This window comes from Aquipluma nitroreducens (genome assembly GCF_009689585.1).
GTDB classification, from domain to species: domain Bacteria; phylum Bacteroidota; class Bacteroidia; order Bacteroidales; family Prolixibacteraceae; genus Aquipluma; species Aquipluma nitroreducens.
The window spans coordinates 5,182,844-5,198,534 of the sequence record NZ_AP018694.1 but is presented as its reverse complement, the minus strand read 5'-3'; the positions used below and the strand labels follow the sequence as shown (position 1 = coordinate 5,198,534).

Genomic DNA, 15,691 nt, shown 5'->3' with positions numbered 1-15,691 from the left:
GTATTATTCAATGATTTGCCAGTCTAGCTGGTTTATTTTTGAGATATAGTTTTTAATTGCCTCAAGCATAGTATCAAAACTTGGCGAATCGGCATATATCATTTGTTCCTGCATGATTGAATAATCTCTTTTCCAGGCATCCAGCAAATGAACAGGTGGAATTGGATTAATCGTTCCTGGATTATGCCGCCTATAATCGACACCCCCAAGCTTGGTAAACAATTGACGATGATATACAATTTCAGCATAAAGCTCTTGATTTAATAGAGCTTTTTCAGCAAATGGAGAAGCCGCCAATTTGTAAATATCAAAAAGATGACGGCTCATTCGGTCCACCCTAACCTTAATATCTGGACGCTGAAACTCTTCGTGTAAAAGAAATATTTTTTCAAGGAGGGTACGTTCGGGATCAACAGTTGGAATATGAATAGGCTGCTTTGCAAATGAAGCATCAGGATACATTTCATCCAAAAATGAATTGAAAGTGCGAATTGAAAACGGCTCAATCAGCGACCGGCATCCTAATTCTACCTGAACCCTTGGTCTTAAGTAACCAGGCGATTCGATTACATTGGGATAATTTACAAGTATGATTATCGGATCCTGATCACTCGTAGTTATTTCTTCCAATTCAAGCTTAACGTCAACTCCCTTTTCCTTAAAACGGAAGTTTAGTTCCGGATAAAGCTGTTCTGTAATGTAAGTATTTGCTTTTTTCCGAAGATTTGTCCGTTGTTTTTTCCCTAAATCACCCTCGAACCCATAGAATCTACGATCAACAGCCAAATCAATATCTTCCGAAAATCGTTCAATCAGACCCCAGGCTTTGCTTAGTGATGTACCTCCTTTAAACACCATGTGTTTCCCGATTTCCGTTTCAAAAAGAATAGAAAGTGTTTGAACGACCCACCAGTCTTTTTCGACAGCATAGGCAGGGAGGTTCGTTTTTTCACCAGTATTCCGGAGAATTTCAGCTTTAGCATCGTCAGGTATATAGTAAAATTTATCCATCAATTGCTTTTTTCATAATTTGCTTAATCCATTCCGGTGCCAGTTTAATATCATGTTTTAATAGTTGCAGGTCCTCTTCTTTTAATAGTTTAAGGATTTGCTTTAATTCAGTTGGGCTTGCCTTGTCTATACCAATTTCGCGCAATGCCTGAATCACTAAAGAACTAATTTTACCTTTAGCCAACAGGTTTTTGGGTGTAGTCCTTTTCAGTTTTATGGTTCTTTTGCCGACTTTTATAGTACGTGCTGCCCCATCTGTTAAAAAGACTAGCTTTAATGGTATCTGTGTGCTTAAGCCCAATGCATGCAATGCATATACACCCGTTGGAACAATTCTTATTTTATCTCTTTTAGCAATACCTTCAGCAACTTCTTCTGCTGTAGGCATAACTTCTCCTATATATGAACTTTCTTTTGGGCGTACATATATTCCATGAGCGACTCTTCGAATGATTTCTCTTTTTTCAATGCGATGCAAAGCCAAACGCACAGCCTCTGAAGATCCCAGCTGTTGAAAGTCCTCCGGAAATAACAATGTACCCTTAGCATCATCTTTTATCTTATCTTCTATTTGTTTCTCAATGCTTTGCATTGTTTTTATGTTTTTATTTTGTAACAAATTTAGCAAATATTTGTTACAAAAATTCAATATGTTTCTATATCATATCCAAAGAATTTCATACCACTATTTGAATTCCTGTTTATTAATGGATATTGATTCGGGTAATACCATGCTAGCAATTCACTAATCGATGATTTTCCGAACGAGTAAAGATTGTTTTTACAAGTTTGCATTCTTTTAGGCAAGTCAGTCTCATCATTATGCAACAAATCTTTCCAGCTCTGAATTATGATCTCTATTTTGTTGTTTTGTTGATTTAAAAACTTTGCTCTATTAAGTGCTAAACTTTTCATGCAATGAAGACTATTTATAACTAATTCAATGTCTTCTTGTTTTAGTTTGTCAATCTTAGATTTTGATAATTTGAGCTGAATCGTTTTAATATTATCAATTCTATGGTTTTCAAAGGTTGGATGATCAGAAAGCCAGTTTTTGTACTGAGTAAAGTATTTCTTCAATTCGGAGATTCTTCCTTTTTCAGTTAATTCTCTGTTCCCTTTTTCGAGGTATTCACTTGATGGCTTATCAGGATGCTCATGAAACAAATAATTAAGAAATGAATCAACTTCCTGATATATTGGCAAATCGACTAATAACCTTTCTGCATGTACTTCATACAGCCTGGTGAAATTGTTATAATAGCGAAGTGTGTTGAAATATTCTTTGAAATCATTGCCGGTTTGGGGACTTTTAGGCAGTTTCCAAAGTTTCTTTAGTTTTGAAATATTATACGCCTCAGGTTCTTCATTTTTTGCTCCATTATCACTCTTCGATGGAAGCCAATCCTTATCAATAGTCTTTGCTATATTCCACCATTTGAGAAATGTTCTAACTACATCCTGGTCGTTATTTAATGTTATTCCAATTTCATACCTTTTCGAGAATGCAGTACCAGTAAGATTTGCTGACGTTAATAAGATGAAGTTATCAATAATATAAATCTTGGCGTGTAATCCTTCAAGTGTTTTGCATTCAGCCTGCTGTTTGAATTTCTGATATGTTTTTGAATCAATGAAATGTTCATTGCTAATATCCGTCAATAATCTAAAATCAATATTCCTTTTGGCAACCCAACTTATACCAGTTATCCGTTCAACTAGATTCCATGAACCAATAAACGGAACAGCAATCCAAATACGTGATTTCGCATTATCAAATGCTTTTCGTAATTCAATAACTAACTTTTGTTCTGATAGTATCATAGTTGCTGTAATTCGAAATCTTTCATATTGATTTAATGCTCATTCAATCAAAAATCAGACTCAATTAAGGTGTTATTGATTACCTCCTGAATGATTAACGGATTCAATTCATCGTCCTTGTCGTAAATTTTCAGCTTCAACATGCTAATATTCCCAATATCGCCCCGGAGCATCAACTCACAACCATAGCTTCGTTCACTGGGTAATTCAGAAGTTGAACTCATTTGAATGGTTACCTGATTCGACACCAATTCCAAATCACGATAAAGCCCAACCAGAATTTCCCTTTCTTTTTCATTCCTGGATACTCGTTGGTCCTGAAGAATTTGAATGCGCAGAATATTTGAAACCACCCGAAGGTTTTTGCTGATCAATACGGGCTTCACTTTTTTGATTACCTCAGTCCGTTTACGGGTACTTTCAATTACCGGCACAATCAATTCCTGCAAGCTGGCCCCACCGTGTACAAACTGATGTCCAACTCCTTGTTTTTTATACCGGTTGACCGACTTTGGTACGAGTACAAATAAATCAGAATCAATCCGATTGGTTTGCTTTAATGGTATTTTGTAACCTAAATCTTGTTTCCGGTCATTTTTGATTATTGCGTACCTATTGTGTGTAAGTATTGCACCTTCTTCGTTTAACGGTTCTTTGTCTGCCTCTTTGATTGTGCGGTCGTTGTATATAAAACCATGATCGGCGGTAATAATAACACGGGACACATTGTACGACGAATGTAATTTCTTCACCATTGCTGCCAGTTCAGCAATTCCATCGGCGACCGCTTTAAATGAATTGCGTTCCGATGGTCGTTTATCACCCACGGCATCAATGCAATCGTGATAAATATAGACAAGCGACGACTTGAAAATATCACGGTTGGCTTGTTGCGAGTTACCTTCAATCTCGGCGTAAGCAAAAACCTGTGCGTCCTGAACGTGCTTCTTCAATATTTTTGACCGGTTTGCCAAACCCTCTGTACTGACATCGTCAATAAACAATTCTGCATCTTTTAGATTGATCGTTTTGGTTGTTAGTAAATTGGCCATACCGAATTGAGTGGTCGATGGAATTGAAGCCAATTGATGCCGAATGACCGCTTCGTTTTTGCTGTCACCATGAAGCTCGGAGAGCAAGCTCATGGCCGATTCGTAACGCAGGGCATCCGAGATGATCACAACTATCTTCAGCTCATAAGGCACGATTTCACGTTTGATAAAATCGTATTGCTTTGGTGTAGCGAGATTTGCATAGCTAAACCCTTGTTCCGAAAAACATTTCAGCCACTCCCGGTTCAATTTCTCCAGGAAGCTTTCGTACCGGTCCTCCAGCAAATCTTTCAACGGATCCAACTGAATAAAATCGGGTAATTCTGAAACATCAACTGACCGATAGAAATCAATGGCCTTGCGGTAATTTTGATCAATCCGGTAGAAATCCTGAGCGTATTTTTCAATGTACTCGTCAGGCGAATCGTAGATGTAACCAGAGATTTCATTCAGTTGACTATTGATATTGGCCAGATAGATTAAAAACCGAACTGTATTTGACAATTGGACAGTGTTTTCACGAAACATGGAAACCCGCTCGAATACCTGTAATGCGGTTTGGGGTTTGAAATCAATTTCACGAATTCCTGAACTTAAGATTTTCCATTTCATGAAGGTGGTCAGGTAGCCAAACTCTGATTCGGAGCCATAGATTTGAAGTAGGGTTTCTTCTTTGATTTGGCTGTCGTTTGATTCCAACAGTTGAAGAAATTGATCGGCCAACTTCGGATTATTCAAGGCACTCTCGCTCAAATTGCTGAGCATGGACAATACCACCCCATCCTGAATTTTTAAGTTTTTGTAAGGATCATCTGGTTTTTCATCCAACGTATAAGTGATCAGGTTGTATTTCAAGCGGTTTTGAAGTTCAATCAGGGTTTGTTGATTAAGTTCTTCGAGAGTAGTATTGAAATAATCACGGATAGGCTGAACCAGGAAAGGATAAAGGATGTTTGCATCGATTTTCCTGAAAAAATAATCCCTGTTTTCCTCCTGTCCGGGCAAACCAAGGCACAAAATTTTAGCCAGAATGGTTTCCCAGCGTTCAATTTTAGTGAATCTCAGGAATGCAGAGATCAATCCAATTACCAATTCCGATTCTTCGAAACGGGTTCGGGTCAGTAATGGTGCGACTACCTTTTGTATTGGTGTACGCGTTAACTCTTTGATGTATCGTTTGGCTAATGAACGTTGGTTGGGTGCCAGTTGAAACTGATCCATAAAATCGGCTACATTGTCGAGGTACAAAACCTTGTTAGCAACCAGTAAATCGAGCAAAGGAAAATGCCGGTACTCATCCTGAGTGGAGGGCATGGGTTGCTGAAAGTAAAGAAAGACTCTCTCAGCCGACCATTCTCCGTGAAGCATCACTTTCAGGTAGAAGTTCCGGTTGTCAAATGTCACTTTACGGATTCCCTCCAAATCCATCGCGAGATATTCCTCCTCGTGCTCCTTTTCTTCGTCAAAAAAGAAGAGTACCCGAAGTTGTGGGTATTGCTGAAAATATTGTTCTATTCGTTCTTTTAGCATTTCTTCTGTTATTTTATTGGCGCAACCACCCCTTTAAACAATTCATAATTAACCGTTACACCATCGTCCATATTAAATTCAATTTGGCGGTCGGCACAATCTTTTAGTAGCAGCTCGTAGGGCACACATTCATCGTAATGTGTATGAAGGGTATCTAGACGTTTTTGTTCCTCGCGCGCGAGGCCGCTCATACTTTCCAGTAAGCCGATTTCCTGTAGCAAATACTGAAGGTGTTTCAGCAGGTATTTGGAGCGAATCTTTTCTGCTGTAAAGCGATTCATTCGGTGCATATACACCAATACCTGAAATGCGCCTTTCGCTGACGCAAAGAGCCAGTAGATGGGCTTCTTTTTGTAGGTTTGGCAATGGTCTTTCCAGAAATCCTTCACCAGGTATTTTTCAATTTCCTGATTTTCAGTTTTCAGATTTAAACAATCCACCAGAAAGTTTTTGTTTTGGGTGAGTGTTTCGGCTCCCCAAACTATCTCCAGAAAATGGTTAAAACGATTGACCGCATCATCGGCGAACGTGCAGTTGGAACCCATTAACGGGATAATACCATCATCATCAATTTCAAATTCGTGTCCGTTGAAGTCGTAGGTGCAAACCTCCTCGTGTGTTGGGTTGGGATGGGCAATGTGCAGCCCGGGCTGATCCAACCGGTAACGGCCCATCATACAACCAATGCTATACGAAACCAGTTGTTTCATTACCACATCGCGCTTTATGGGTAATTCAGGTAAAGGTTTACTTTCGTCCACAGACAGTAGCCATTTGTCCTCCACCAATTTCCATTGTCGGCGTTTGCGTATAGCTTTGTCTGTTTTCTCCAAGCCTTTTTCATCCAACTCGTCCTGTAAAATGGTAATGTCTTTTAGAGGCACAATGGGATCAAGCTCGTTGTTAAGCCCGTAAATATCAATGAATATCTGATTGAGTTCTTCTTCATTGAAATGTAATTGAAAAAAGACGTTTCTTACCCCTTCTTGCCATTTTAGAAATGCTTGAGATAAAGATTGGGCTTGATTAATAAGTGGTGTTTCCTCAAAACAAAGAGAAATCTCTCTGCTATTCCAGTCTTTTTGAGAAATATAAATACAATCTTTAACCTTTTGCTCAATTAAATTTAATCGTTTTTCAATTAAAGGCAAAACTAGTATTTCTGCAATATTGGTATTGATAGTTGGATTTAATATTTTAAGCAAATCCTTAACTAATTTTGTATTTAGAAAGCCTAAAACGAAATTTAACTTTTCAATGTTATTCTCATTAAAAAGAATTGTCGGTGCTGCTTTATTAAAAAGGACACTTTCTTCTAATATTCTAAAACCAGTTCCTCCACTACTTATCAAATTCCATGTTACACCTGGCCTGAACCATAATGATTTATCTTGAATCCTTGCGATTGTATTTTTTCGATAGAAATTTCTAGCTTCTTCAGACCAGTCAATCAGATCTATAATATTCCCGTACCATCTTCTGAATGAACCGCCTTTCGCAACGGGAACCCATTTAAATCCTTTTCCAATTTTTTTTCCATTTACTTCCCAGATGAACTTTATATATTTTTCATTGTCCCCAGTTATATTTTGGCCATCTGAAATCCCATATTTTTTAATTTTATCTTGAAAAAACAAATCACCAACTTTCTCAGTCACCCAATAAGCAATCGGGCTTCCTGGTATTTTTGAGAAGTTTGATTGCTTAAAAATAAAAAGTCCATACGACTTATCTAAAAACCGCTTTTCTTTTTCTGCAACAGAATCAACTTTAACATGTTCCTTAAAAAGTCTTCGATAAACACCTTTCTTACCATCAGGATTTTCTCTTGAAAAACAGAATGAAACTGAACCAAAATCAGACCCAAATATTCCTCTTCCTTGCTGGATTAGGCTTGTAATTAGAAATGATTCAACAAATTTTTGCCTCATTTTTTCAAATGAAGATAGAAACATCCAGGATGGCAGGTTAATCATTCCAACCTGACCATTATCTTTAATCAAATCACAGGTAACCTCCATAAAAACAGTCATCAAGTCGGTTTTGGAGAGAGGGTAGTTTGAATTGACATACTGTTTTAATTCCCCGTTCATATTGCCACTGCCCATGTAAGGAGGATTGGCTGCAATGGATTCATAGCGGTCAGTCAAAATCACCAGCACTTCTATAAACGGTGCAATTTTTTGCAGCAGCACTTCTTCCAGATTATCGCGAAAGACTTTATTTTTGAGGTTTTCCAAACGAGCCACGATAAAACTTCGTTCATCTACAAAAAAGTCAAATTTCATTACCGAACCCAGGTTCTGCGCCTGTTGCATCAATTGCAGGGCATCGCTTAGCTTTTCTTCATAGGGTCTGCCTTCACTGCCCAGAAAATCCAATATTTCCTGTCGGCTAAAATTCCAAGGTGCAGGCATGGCGTACACCTTAGGTAAAATATTCTTTTGGAGGATCTCCGGGTATTTCGAAGCAGCTTTCATCAAGATGGCAAACCGGGCCAATTGGGCTGCACGCAGGTCAATGTCCAAACCAAACAGGTTGTTTTTCAAAATGCTTTCCACCGCTTCTTCGGGCATGTAATACTCCTCCAAATACATCTGGAATAACAACTCAAAGCCTTCCACCAAAATATGGCCGGAGCCTGCAGCCGGATCCAGCAATTTCAATTGGGATATCTCGCTAATTAGTGGGTCACCTAACGGCTGGTCAGGGCTTTCAACCAAATACTTCAACCCGGCTTTCAATGGAGAGCCGGGATGTTTATCGAGCCAAATCTTACCCACTGTGTTTTCCACCATGTATTTCACAATCCAGTTGGGAGTAAAAATCTGGGTAGCTGCCGGAATGTCTTTGGCTTCAGCTTTCTGGTTCTTTTTAAACTGGGCAAATACCTGATCTTTCTTCTCCGAAATATAAAACTGGTACAACCATCCAATCAATTCTACTTGCCGGTAATCGTCGTCTGAAATGGCTGATGTGGTATTCAGGAAATGAATAAAACCGTTTTCGTTCAGCATATCTGCCGGAAGCAGCAATTCGGTATAATCATCTAAGCGACCAAAAATACTGTTGAGCAACGAATGAGAATGGCAATAACCAGTGAGCAAAATAGCAAAGGCCTGGGTGTCTTTGGAGTAATCCGTCAAGACCAGTTTCAGTCGGGTTTGCTCTTCTTTGTTCAAAAAGGCAAACTGTCCGCGACGGGCCCGTTGCAGAATCAGCGGTGTTTGTGCCCCATCGGCGCCATATTCCAATTGAGGTACATCGTAACCGTTTTTCGACAAAATACGAATGGCCATCATCCGGTTAAACCAGGTATAAGCTGCTTCTTCCACCACCTGATCGAATCCCTGATGCTTAACCGCATGGTTCAAGGTTTCCCAACGTTTCATCACCGAAGGGTCATCAATGATTTCTTCGCGGTGAACAATGCCGCCTTCTACTTTTTCGGGGCGGCATTCCACATTTCCCTTTTCATCAAAACCCCAGTATTTCAGTTGTCGGGATACTCCATCGCGAATGATATTTCGTGCCTTTTGGGCAAAGGTCTTTAGCTGACTGGTATTCATTTACAGATTTTTCTACTTGATAATGATTGTTTTTTTCTCTTTCAACAAAGCCAGCATTTCCAACTTTGCTTTGGCCAGGTAATCATCCAGTTCTTTTTCGTTGCGGATTACCGTGGCTAACTTTGAAATGTAATATTCCTTTGGCTCTCCAACCGCAGATGCTTGACCTTTGCTTTGATCGGGCTTCTTTTTGGAGGCAAAATCAATAATCAGGCGCAACTGTTCGCTTTTAAACGATGCGGCATTCGATAGTTCATACCGGATAGAAGTGATTGATTTAAGCTTGCGGATACGAGTCAGGTTATATTCTTTATCTCCGTAAATATGACTTTCGGTAACTCCTAGATTCCTAGCTTCACTATCCAATTCGGCAAATATCTGTTCGTAAGCAGCCACGGTTTCATTCAATAGGGCGTCTTTTAATTGCTGAATTGATGCTTTTAGCTCGTCGTAAGCTTTCCGAATGTGCCTGAAACTTCGGGCAGGATCATCAGATCGGAAAAATTCTCCCAACGAATCGGCTTTGTCCTGTTCTGCAGGTTCAAGACTGCTGAAATTTTCTTTATTTTCAGTATAAAAACCCTGGATGCTGTTGTAGGCATCCATTGCCCGGCCAATGAATTCGACCAACGATTTGCATTGATCGTATAGGTTTTTTAAATCATCCTGCTCGTCTTTTAAAACTACGAACAGGCGTTTTGGATCCCTTATTTTGATCCAACTGTCTAATTTCTGACACAGTGAATTGAAATGAATTCCAAACGGATACCTGCCATAATACGTTTCCTGAAACTCGTTGTACGTATCGTATATTTTCGAAAGGCTCTCATTGATATTGTCATACAACCGGTTTCCATCGGTTGTGGCAGGCAAATCCTGATTAAATATATTCCGGTAGTACAATAAGGTTTCATCAATCACAGCCTGCGAAATTTCTTCACCATCGCGCACCACACACGCAGTACGTTCGTTGGTATTCAATGCTTTTTCTACAAAATCAACGGCTTTGTAACGTGGTTGGTTGCGGTATTCCAGTTCACGTTTTTTCTTCCGGTTGAGCTCTAGAATCATGTGAATGGTTGCCACATCTTTCCAGCCAAACGGAATTCCTTCGAACTTCTGAATAATGTCGGCAACAGTCAAGATTCCACCCATGTTGGCAATGTGATCTTCAACCATCTGTTCTGCCGGTGTCAAATCGTTAAAGTTGGTTGTTTGCTTATCGCGCACCACTTTCCGTAGATCGTTGGCTGTTAATGCGTATCCGTTGCTTAACTTGTGGTGTTTGTACACCATACCAATGTGTTTGGCAATCAGATTTTTGTAGCGTTCATTGGGTTTCGAGCCATTAATTGCATCTGGTTCAATAATAGTTTGACCGCTTACAAAATTGGTCTCAGCAAATTTATCGGTAATCTTTTTTGTGATCTTATCATTTAGCTCTTTGTTCCGCAGCTTAAATGTTTCAATTGTTTTCAGGCGTTCGCCGGTACTTGATCCGGAGTTATTCATGAAGTATTTGACATTCTTACAGAACCACTCAAAATCTTTCATTAATTGTTTATCGGCAGTAAACCATTCGTTTATGCAGATGGAAAGATTGCTGATGCTGTTGCCAAGCGCCAATTGCGTTGCCGCTTGCCTTTCGAATAGGATAACCGACACAGAGACATCGCCATTGCGCAAAAAGAATTTCTTATCAATTTCATAAGCAACCTTAAAATCGTTCGATTCATATCGCTCCTTGCTTTCAATTTTCAACAGACTTCGAATAAAACGGTCTGCCTCGGTTAGCCGGTCCTCGCCGTTCAGGATCGTGTCTTTGATGATATTGGTCAGGTCCATTTCATCTTCATTGAAGAAGAAATAATTTCCCCGTTCCTCCCGGATAATACTTTCCTCCAGCAATTTGTCCAATACCGCTTTAATCTTGTTCTGAAGCTGAAGTTTATTTTCGTCCAGATTCGTCATCATCAAAATCGTCAGGTTATCCAGATTTGAAGGAAAAGTCAGACGAATGGAATCTTTCAGATTGGAAATCATAAACAGGTTTTTTACCACCCGGGTAGCAAACCCATTTTTTTCTACCGATGGAAGTTTTAAAGCGTTCTCGATGGCCCTTCGTCCGCGTTGGGTTAGGTTTGATGAGAATTGATCGTTATAAAATGCGTCAAATGGCATAAAGGTGCCAACTTCCTCGTCCTTGTGCGCTTTGGCAGTATAATGGGTAATGCTCAATATCGAACGCTCATTGTCCTTCACTTCCTTTATTACAAACTTCAGGCCCTGAAATGATTCAAAGACATGCGAGATTAATTTGAATTGATAGGGCACAAAAGGGTAGGCCAGGATGAAATCATCCATTTCATTGTAGCCTTTGTATAAATCATGATGAAGTTTAAACTGGTTTTCGATGGCATCCTGATTACTGTGATAAAGTTCCGATAGTTCTTTAATCCCGGTCGAATTTTTCTCCAAAACCCTGACCTGGGTAATGTACGAAGCATCCGCACTTTCAAGCGAAATTCGGGTATCGAACCTACCGAGGATTTTTCCAAATTCATCATTTACGTCAATGGAACCAACATTTTCAGAAACTTCATCCAACGATTGCTGGGCAGTACAAGCAATCCATACCTGGTTGTCGCAGTCTTCACTAACCCGCTCAATGATATTTTGGAAATTCAGCAAAAGCTCTTTGTTATTTCCAATGTACTGCGAGATTTCATCCACCAGAAAGATCAGGCGGTAATTGTTGTCTTTTTCAGCCAAATAGTCCTTTAACTCAGGAATCAAGGTATCTTTAATCGTTACCCGGAAGGTCTCAGGATTGGAAAGCTTAACACGCAAAGAGTCAGTATCCATTTCAGGAACCAATGATTTAGACAGTTTGAGGATGGTATCTAATTCATACGAAGCAACATCAGCAGCCTGAGTTTCCCAATTATACCCGGATTCTTCCTGAAGGCGGGTTTTAAATTCCGCAAAGACTCCTTTTTTGTCAAGGTATTTTTCAAATAGAATGGCCAGTGGAATGTCACTTGAGTTATATCCTCTGAACCGGTTTAACATGCTCAGAAAGATGCGCGTCAATCGTTCTCCGCTTCCATCATCCGTTTCATCCTCCACATTGAAGATGATGTTTTCAATGTGCGTTTGTTCTATCTTTCGCTTCAGTTGTAACACATTAGAAACAGTTACCTCACTCAAATCATTTTCCTTTTGATGCTTTTCCACATTGAGGCGATAGTGTTCAAATGCCTTTGCCGAATTAGCTGAATCCAAACAATAGTGGGCATATTTAATAAAGTGAGATTTACCTGACCCATAATATCCGTTTATCCAGATACCTGTTTTCCCTACTTTTTTATTCAGAACAGTATCCAGAAAGTAGTACAGTTTTTCAATTAAGTCAGAAGTAAAAACGTATTCCGTAATTTCGGCCTGTACAGTAGCTTCCTTCTGATTACTGACAACAACAGCGGAATTTATAACTCGATCTATTTTCCGTTCAAAGATTTCAGATAGTTGCATTTCGGTATAATAAGGTAGGTTAGTTGATTAGTTTGATTGCCCGATATGGATTTTCATCGTTTAACAGATTAAAGAGGCTATAAAAATCCTTCACTTCGCCCGGGTAAAAAAGTATTAACTTATATTTTTCTCCGATAAAGTATTTCTCGAAATTACTTAAAAACTTGCTGGTCCTCAGGTATGGAAAAACTGAACCAAAACCATGGATGATCACATAGACTTTTTTATCCGTATCGCCTTCTGAAAAGTGCAATTTGATGTTTGCATTCATGAACTCAAAGAATCCATCGCTTTTTGCTTCCCTGATCAACGATTCATTGACCTTTCCGGGAGCCTGCAATTCTTTTTCCAGAAAGAAATCAAACAAAGTTTTTGGTCCGAATTTCTTTTGCTTAAGAAAAGCGCAAAACAAGTCGAATATATCCAGAATGAGCACATCCAGATAATTATTAGGCCTTTTCAACCGTTCCTTGATTACTAAAATCTCATCATGAATTTGATTCTCATTTTCTGGAGGATAAAGATACATGTAGGCATTTGAAAACAGATTTCCTGTTGCCGGATCCTGAAACTCTTTATTGCTCATTCGTTCGTATAACTCGGTAATCGTCATTGCATCATTTATTTATCGGTTGAAAACAAGCTTCCAAAAACCACAATTCGCAATTCGTTTTAAACTGATCCCAAAAGGATTCATCTACATTGGGCGAGGTAAGCATATCGCCTTTTAATAGTCCTGAAACCCGTAATAAACTCCGGTAATTTGAAAGTGTTTTCTTTAATGTTGTTTCAGACCACGCTGCAACTTTTTCATTTTCGGATGCAAGTTCATCAACTGCCATTTTGTAATAAAAAGTTTCCGGCAGTGTAGAATCAATATAGAATCGTTTGACAGTAACCAGGAAATGGAGATCAAATAGTATTCTGTAAGTTTTTAGGCACAAGTAGAAGAATAATAACCTTTGTTCGGGTTCTGTACTTTGATCAAAACGATCCCAAAAGCTGGTTTCTGTATATTTGTTTCTTTTCCTGATTTCACGTACAGCCCTTCCTCTGGTTGCTTCCGAATTAATTTGCAGCAGATTGTTCTCTTTGACTTCTTTGGCCAGAAACTCCTCTACATTGTCGCTTTTCAAAATTTGGACAAGACTGATGGTTTCATTAAACAGGATTCCGTTAGATGAAAATGTGCCATTATATTTTAAGTTTCTCCCGATCATTTCTTGATATTTGGTTCATTCCGGCTAATCAATAGCTCTTTCACATCTACCTCTAAAATATCAGCAATCTGGTACAAAATTTCAATACTTGGCTGCCTCCGATTTTGGACATAAGCATTCACCATGTTGAAACTTTTTCCAAGCTTCTCCGCCAACCATATTTGCTTAATCCTTTTTAATTCAAGGACTTCTTTGATTCTGTTCATTTATTATTCAATTGAAGCCTAAATGTAGTTTATTTCCGCAAAAACATCACACAATATGAGATGTTTTATATTTCAAATTGAGAGGCTTCCCCAAAAGCAAATCGTATAAAGTGAGGTATGAAAAATAAAAAAAGTGCAGTATTGCTACTACACTTTCCATATTACCACCTTCCGGGATGAGTTCCTGTGGCAACCCATTCGCCGGTCTGTGACCAAATTTCATAAAAATAGAGCCACCAGGTTATCCAAACAATTATAGTCTCAGCCAAATGATCTTTTCTGGTATCATATTCATGAAAGAAGAAAAGGCACAAGGGAGCTCCCGACTTGCTATAAACATGAGGTAATGAATTTTTACCCGGATACAATTTTAATTCAGGTTCAATAATATTGACTTCCGGATTTAGCCCTTGCTGATAAGAAATTCGTGCCTTATAATGTGGACTTACAATTGTTGGCTGAATATCTCCTTCCAGAATCAGAGAATCTTTGTTATGAATCCAACATTTCCAATTAGGACAATTGGCTCGAATGGACTTCATCTGCTCCTGTAAGATTAGATTTGCACTATTCATCGGAATGAAAAGTATTTGGTCTATCTTTTTGAATTTGATGGCCTGCTCCAATCCCTGCCATTCCAGTTCCTTTAATAATACCAGTATAGCCCTTATCTCTTAATGATTGCATAAATAAGCCTTGTGATTTATATGCAGAATCAAAAGCTCCAGTTCCAAAATTGTCCTTTAAAAGATTGAATAAATCGGGCCCTGTTGAAGTATGAAGTTTTTCCCAAAACTCATAAAGGGACTTCATAAATAGAACAAAAGCATCGAAGAGTCTCGGATTTTTATCCCATTCTTTGGTAAAAATTTCATCCGGCAAAACCGGATTTGAAACGTGGAATTGCCGATAATACAATTTATCAGTTTCAACAGCCATTCTAAATCGTTCAACTACTTTTTGAATGGTCTCATAAATTGAGTTTTCGCCTTCATACATTTTAGCAACCAATGTAGTAAGAACAATGCTTGACGGGGCCATTTCCATTTGCTTTTCAAAATAAACATCCCGATACCGCTTGATCAATTGGACAGCATGTTGCAATGGTTGTTTTAGGTAATTTGGATCATCTTTGGGTAAATCCAGAGCTGCTCGAAACTCCATTCCCGGATAAAAATCACTCAAATAGATGTTACGTTGAGCAATGTACTTTTTCTCAAACCACAAAGCGTATCCTTCCGGATTGCTGATACCCCAGCGATGTTCAGCTCTATCAGGTACCATTATCCTGTTAATATCTCCTTGTATATTTTCTGTACAGGTAGAAATAATATCCATGTGAAACTCATCCGCATAGTTTAACCTGATACACCTTGGTTTCTCAATCACTAAATCCTTCCAACGATCATCCGATTCAATTAAATCTTTGAACGAGTTGTACACTTCAGAAAACGACAAGGTTTTCCAATTTTTATGAATCTGCACAACAAAATCCAGGTCATATTCTTCTCCCTGTCTCGGTTTCACCGTTGTTCCCAACCGATAAGAACCTTGGGAGTAAATCTTTGCATCAAAGAATAAACCAGGAGTCCCTTCAATGAAGATACTGACCGATTTATAACGGTCTTCTACCAGTTTTCTTCTGGTTTCATTTAACTGTAAAGCTTCGGTAATACGTTTCAACATATCATCCAAAAAAGCTTTCTTGTCTTCTGTGATTAATTTTTTCATGATTTTTGATATTT

11 protein-coding genes are annotated in these 15,691 nt (G+C 38.7%); all 11 read right to left on the bottom strand.

From position 1 onward, the window contains the following. Positions 1-3: 3 nt before the first annotated feature. The 11 genes from AQPE_RS21800 to AQPE_RS21750 all read right to left on the bottom strand — a co-directional run bounded on the left by AQPE_RS21800 (position 4) and on the right by AQPE_RS21750 (position 15,677). The gene (locus AQPE_RS21800) at positions 4-1,011 is read right to left on the bottom strand and encodes a nucleotidyl transferase AbiEii/AbiGii toxin family protein (protein WP_318348595.1); all 1,008 of its coding nucleotides are present in this window, start codon (positions 1,009-1,011) and stop codon (positions 4-6) included. After that, a complete protein-coding gene (locus tag AQPE_RS21795) occupies positions 1,004-1,630 on the bottom strand; it encodes a DUF6088 family protein (RefSeq protein ID WP_318348594.1) in 627 nt (208 codons plus the stop codon). The genes AQPE_RS21800 and AQPE_RS21795 overlap by 8 nt, the downstream gene beginning before the upstream one ends. 26 nt (positions 1,631-1,656) lie before the next feature. Next, entirely contained in the window at positions 1,657-2,835 is a 1,179-nt protein-coding gene (locus AQPE_RS21790; RefSeq protein ID WP_318348593.1) for a phospholipase D-like domain-containing protein, read from the bottom strand. Between the two features lie 47 nt (positions 2,836-2,882). Next, positions 2,883-5,417 carry a BREX-1 system phosphatase PglZ type A gene (gene pglZ / locus AQPE_RS21785; protein WP_318348592.1) on the bottom strand — a complete coding sequence of 845 codons (2,535 nt, stop codon included), beginning with the start codon at positions 5,415-5,417 and terminating at the stop codon, positions 2,883-2,885. 8 nt (positions 5,418-5,425) lie between these two features. After that, positions 5,426-8,986: a BREX-1 system adenine-specific DNA-methyltransferase PglX gene (gene pglX, locus AQPE_RS21780; protein WP_318348591.1), complete on the bottom strand. Its 3,561-nt coding sequence runs from the start codon at positions 8,984-8,986 to the stop codon at positions 5,426-5,428. 12 nt (positions 8,987-8,998) lie between these two features. After that, positions 8,999-12,520, bottom strand: a complete 3,522-nt coding sequence (brxC, locus tag AQPE_RS21775) for a BREX system P-loop protein BrxC (RefSeq protein WP_318348590.1) — start codon at positions 12,518-12,520, stop codon at positions 8,999-9,001. 19 nt (positions 12,521-12,539) lie between these two features. After that, positions 12,540-13,133: a BREX protein BrxB domain-containing protein gene (locus tag AQPE_RS21770; RefSeq protein WP_318348589.1), complete on the bottom strand. Its 594-nt coding sequence runs from the start codon at positions 13,131-13,133 to the stop codon at positions 12,540-12,542. Positions 13,134-13,137: 4 nt separating this feature from the next. Continuing rightward, complete coding sequence (locus AQPE_RS21765; RefSeq protein WP_318348588.1) at positions 13,138-13,740, bottom strand: BrxA family protein; 603 nt, start codon at positions 13,738-13,740, stop codon at positions 13,138-13,140. Further along, the gene (locus AQPE_RS21760) at positions 13,737-13,946 is read right to left on the bottom strand and encodes a helix-turn-helix domain-containing protein (RefSeq protein ID WP_318348587.1); all 210 of its coding nucleotides are present in this window, start codon (positions 13,944-13,946) and stop codon (positions 13,737-13,739) included. Before AQPE_RS21760 ends, AQPE_RS21765 begins: the two co-directional genes overlap by 4 nt. Positions 13,947-14,107: 161 nt before the next feature. After that, complete coding sequence (locus AQPE_RS21755) at positions 14,108-14,488, bottom strand: hypothetical protein (protein ID WP_318348586.1); 381 nt, start codon at positions 14,486-14,488, stop codon at positions 14,108-14,110. A 25-nt stretch (positions 14,489-14,513) separates the two neighbouring features. After that, the gene (locus tag AQPE_RS21750) at positions 14,514-15,677 is read right to left on the bottom strand and encodes a nucleotidyltransferase domain-containing protein (protein WP_318348585.1); all 1,164 of its coding nucleotides are present in this window, start codon (positions 15,675-15,677) and stop codon (positions 14,514-14,516) included. Positions 15,678-15,691: the final 14 nt, after the last annotated feature.

What these genes read in the sequence shown, in the direction of transcription:
- AQPE_RS21760 (WP_318348587.1), bottom strand. Translation starts at nt 13,946, where the DNA reads ATGAACAGAATCAAAGAAGTCCTTGAATTAAAAAGGATTAAGCAAATA.
- AQPE_RS21765 (WP_318348588.1), bottom strand. Translation starts at nt 13,740, where the DNA reads ATGATCGGGAGAAACTTAAAATATAATGGCACATTTTCATCTAACGGA.
- AQPE_RS21790 (WP_318348593.1), bottom strand. Translation starts at nt 2,835, where the DNA reads ATGATACTATCAGAACAAAAGTTAGTTATTGAATTACGAAAAGCATTT.
- AQPE_RS21750 (WP_318348585.1), bottom strand. Translation starts at nt 15,677, where the DNA reads ATGAAAAAATTAATCACAGAAGACAAGAAAGCTTTTTTGGATGATATG.
- AQPE_RS21770 (WP_318348589.1), bottom strand. Translation starts at nt 13,133, where the DNA reads ATGACGATTACCGAGTTATACGAACGAATGAGCAATAAAGAGTTTCAG.
- brxC (WP_318348590.1), bottom strand. Translation starts at nt 12,520, where the DNA reads ATGCAACTATCTGAAATCTTTGAACGGAAAATAGATCGAGTTATAAAT.
- pglX (WP_318348591.1), bottom strand. Translation starts at nt 8,986, where the DNA reads ATGAATACCAGTCAGCTAAAGACCTTTGCCCAAAAGGCACGAAATATC.
- pglZ (WP_318348592.1), bottom strand. Translation starts at nt 5,417, where the DNA reads ATGCTAAAAGAACGAATAGAACAATATTTTCAGCAATACCCACAACTT.
- AQPE_RS21755 (WP_318348586.1), bottom strand. Translation starts at nt 14,488, where the DNA reads ATGAAGTCCATTCGAGCCAATTGTCCTAATTGGAAATGTTGGATTCAT.
- AQPE_RS21800 (WP_318348595.1), bottom strand. Translation starts at nt 1,011, where the DNA reads ATGGATAAATTTTACTATATACCTGACGATGCTAAAGCTGAAATTCTC.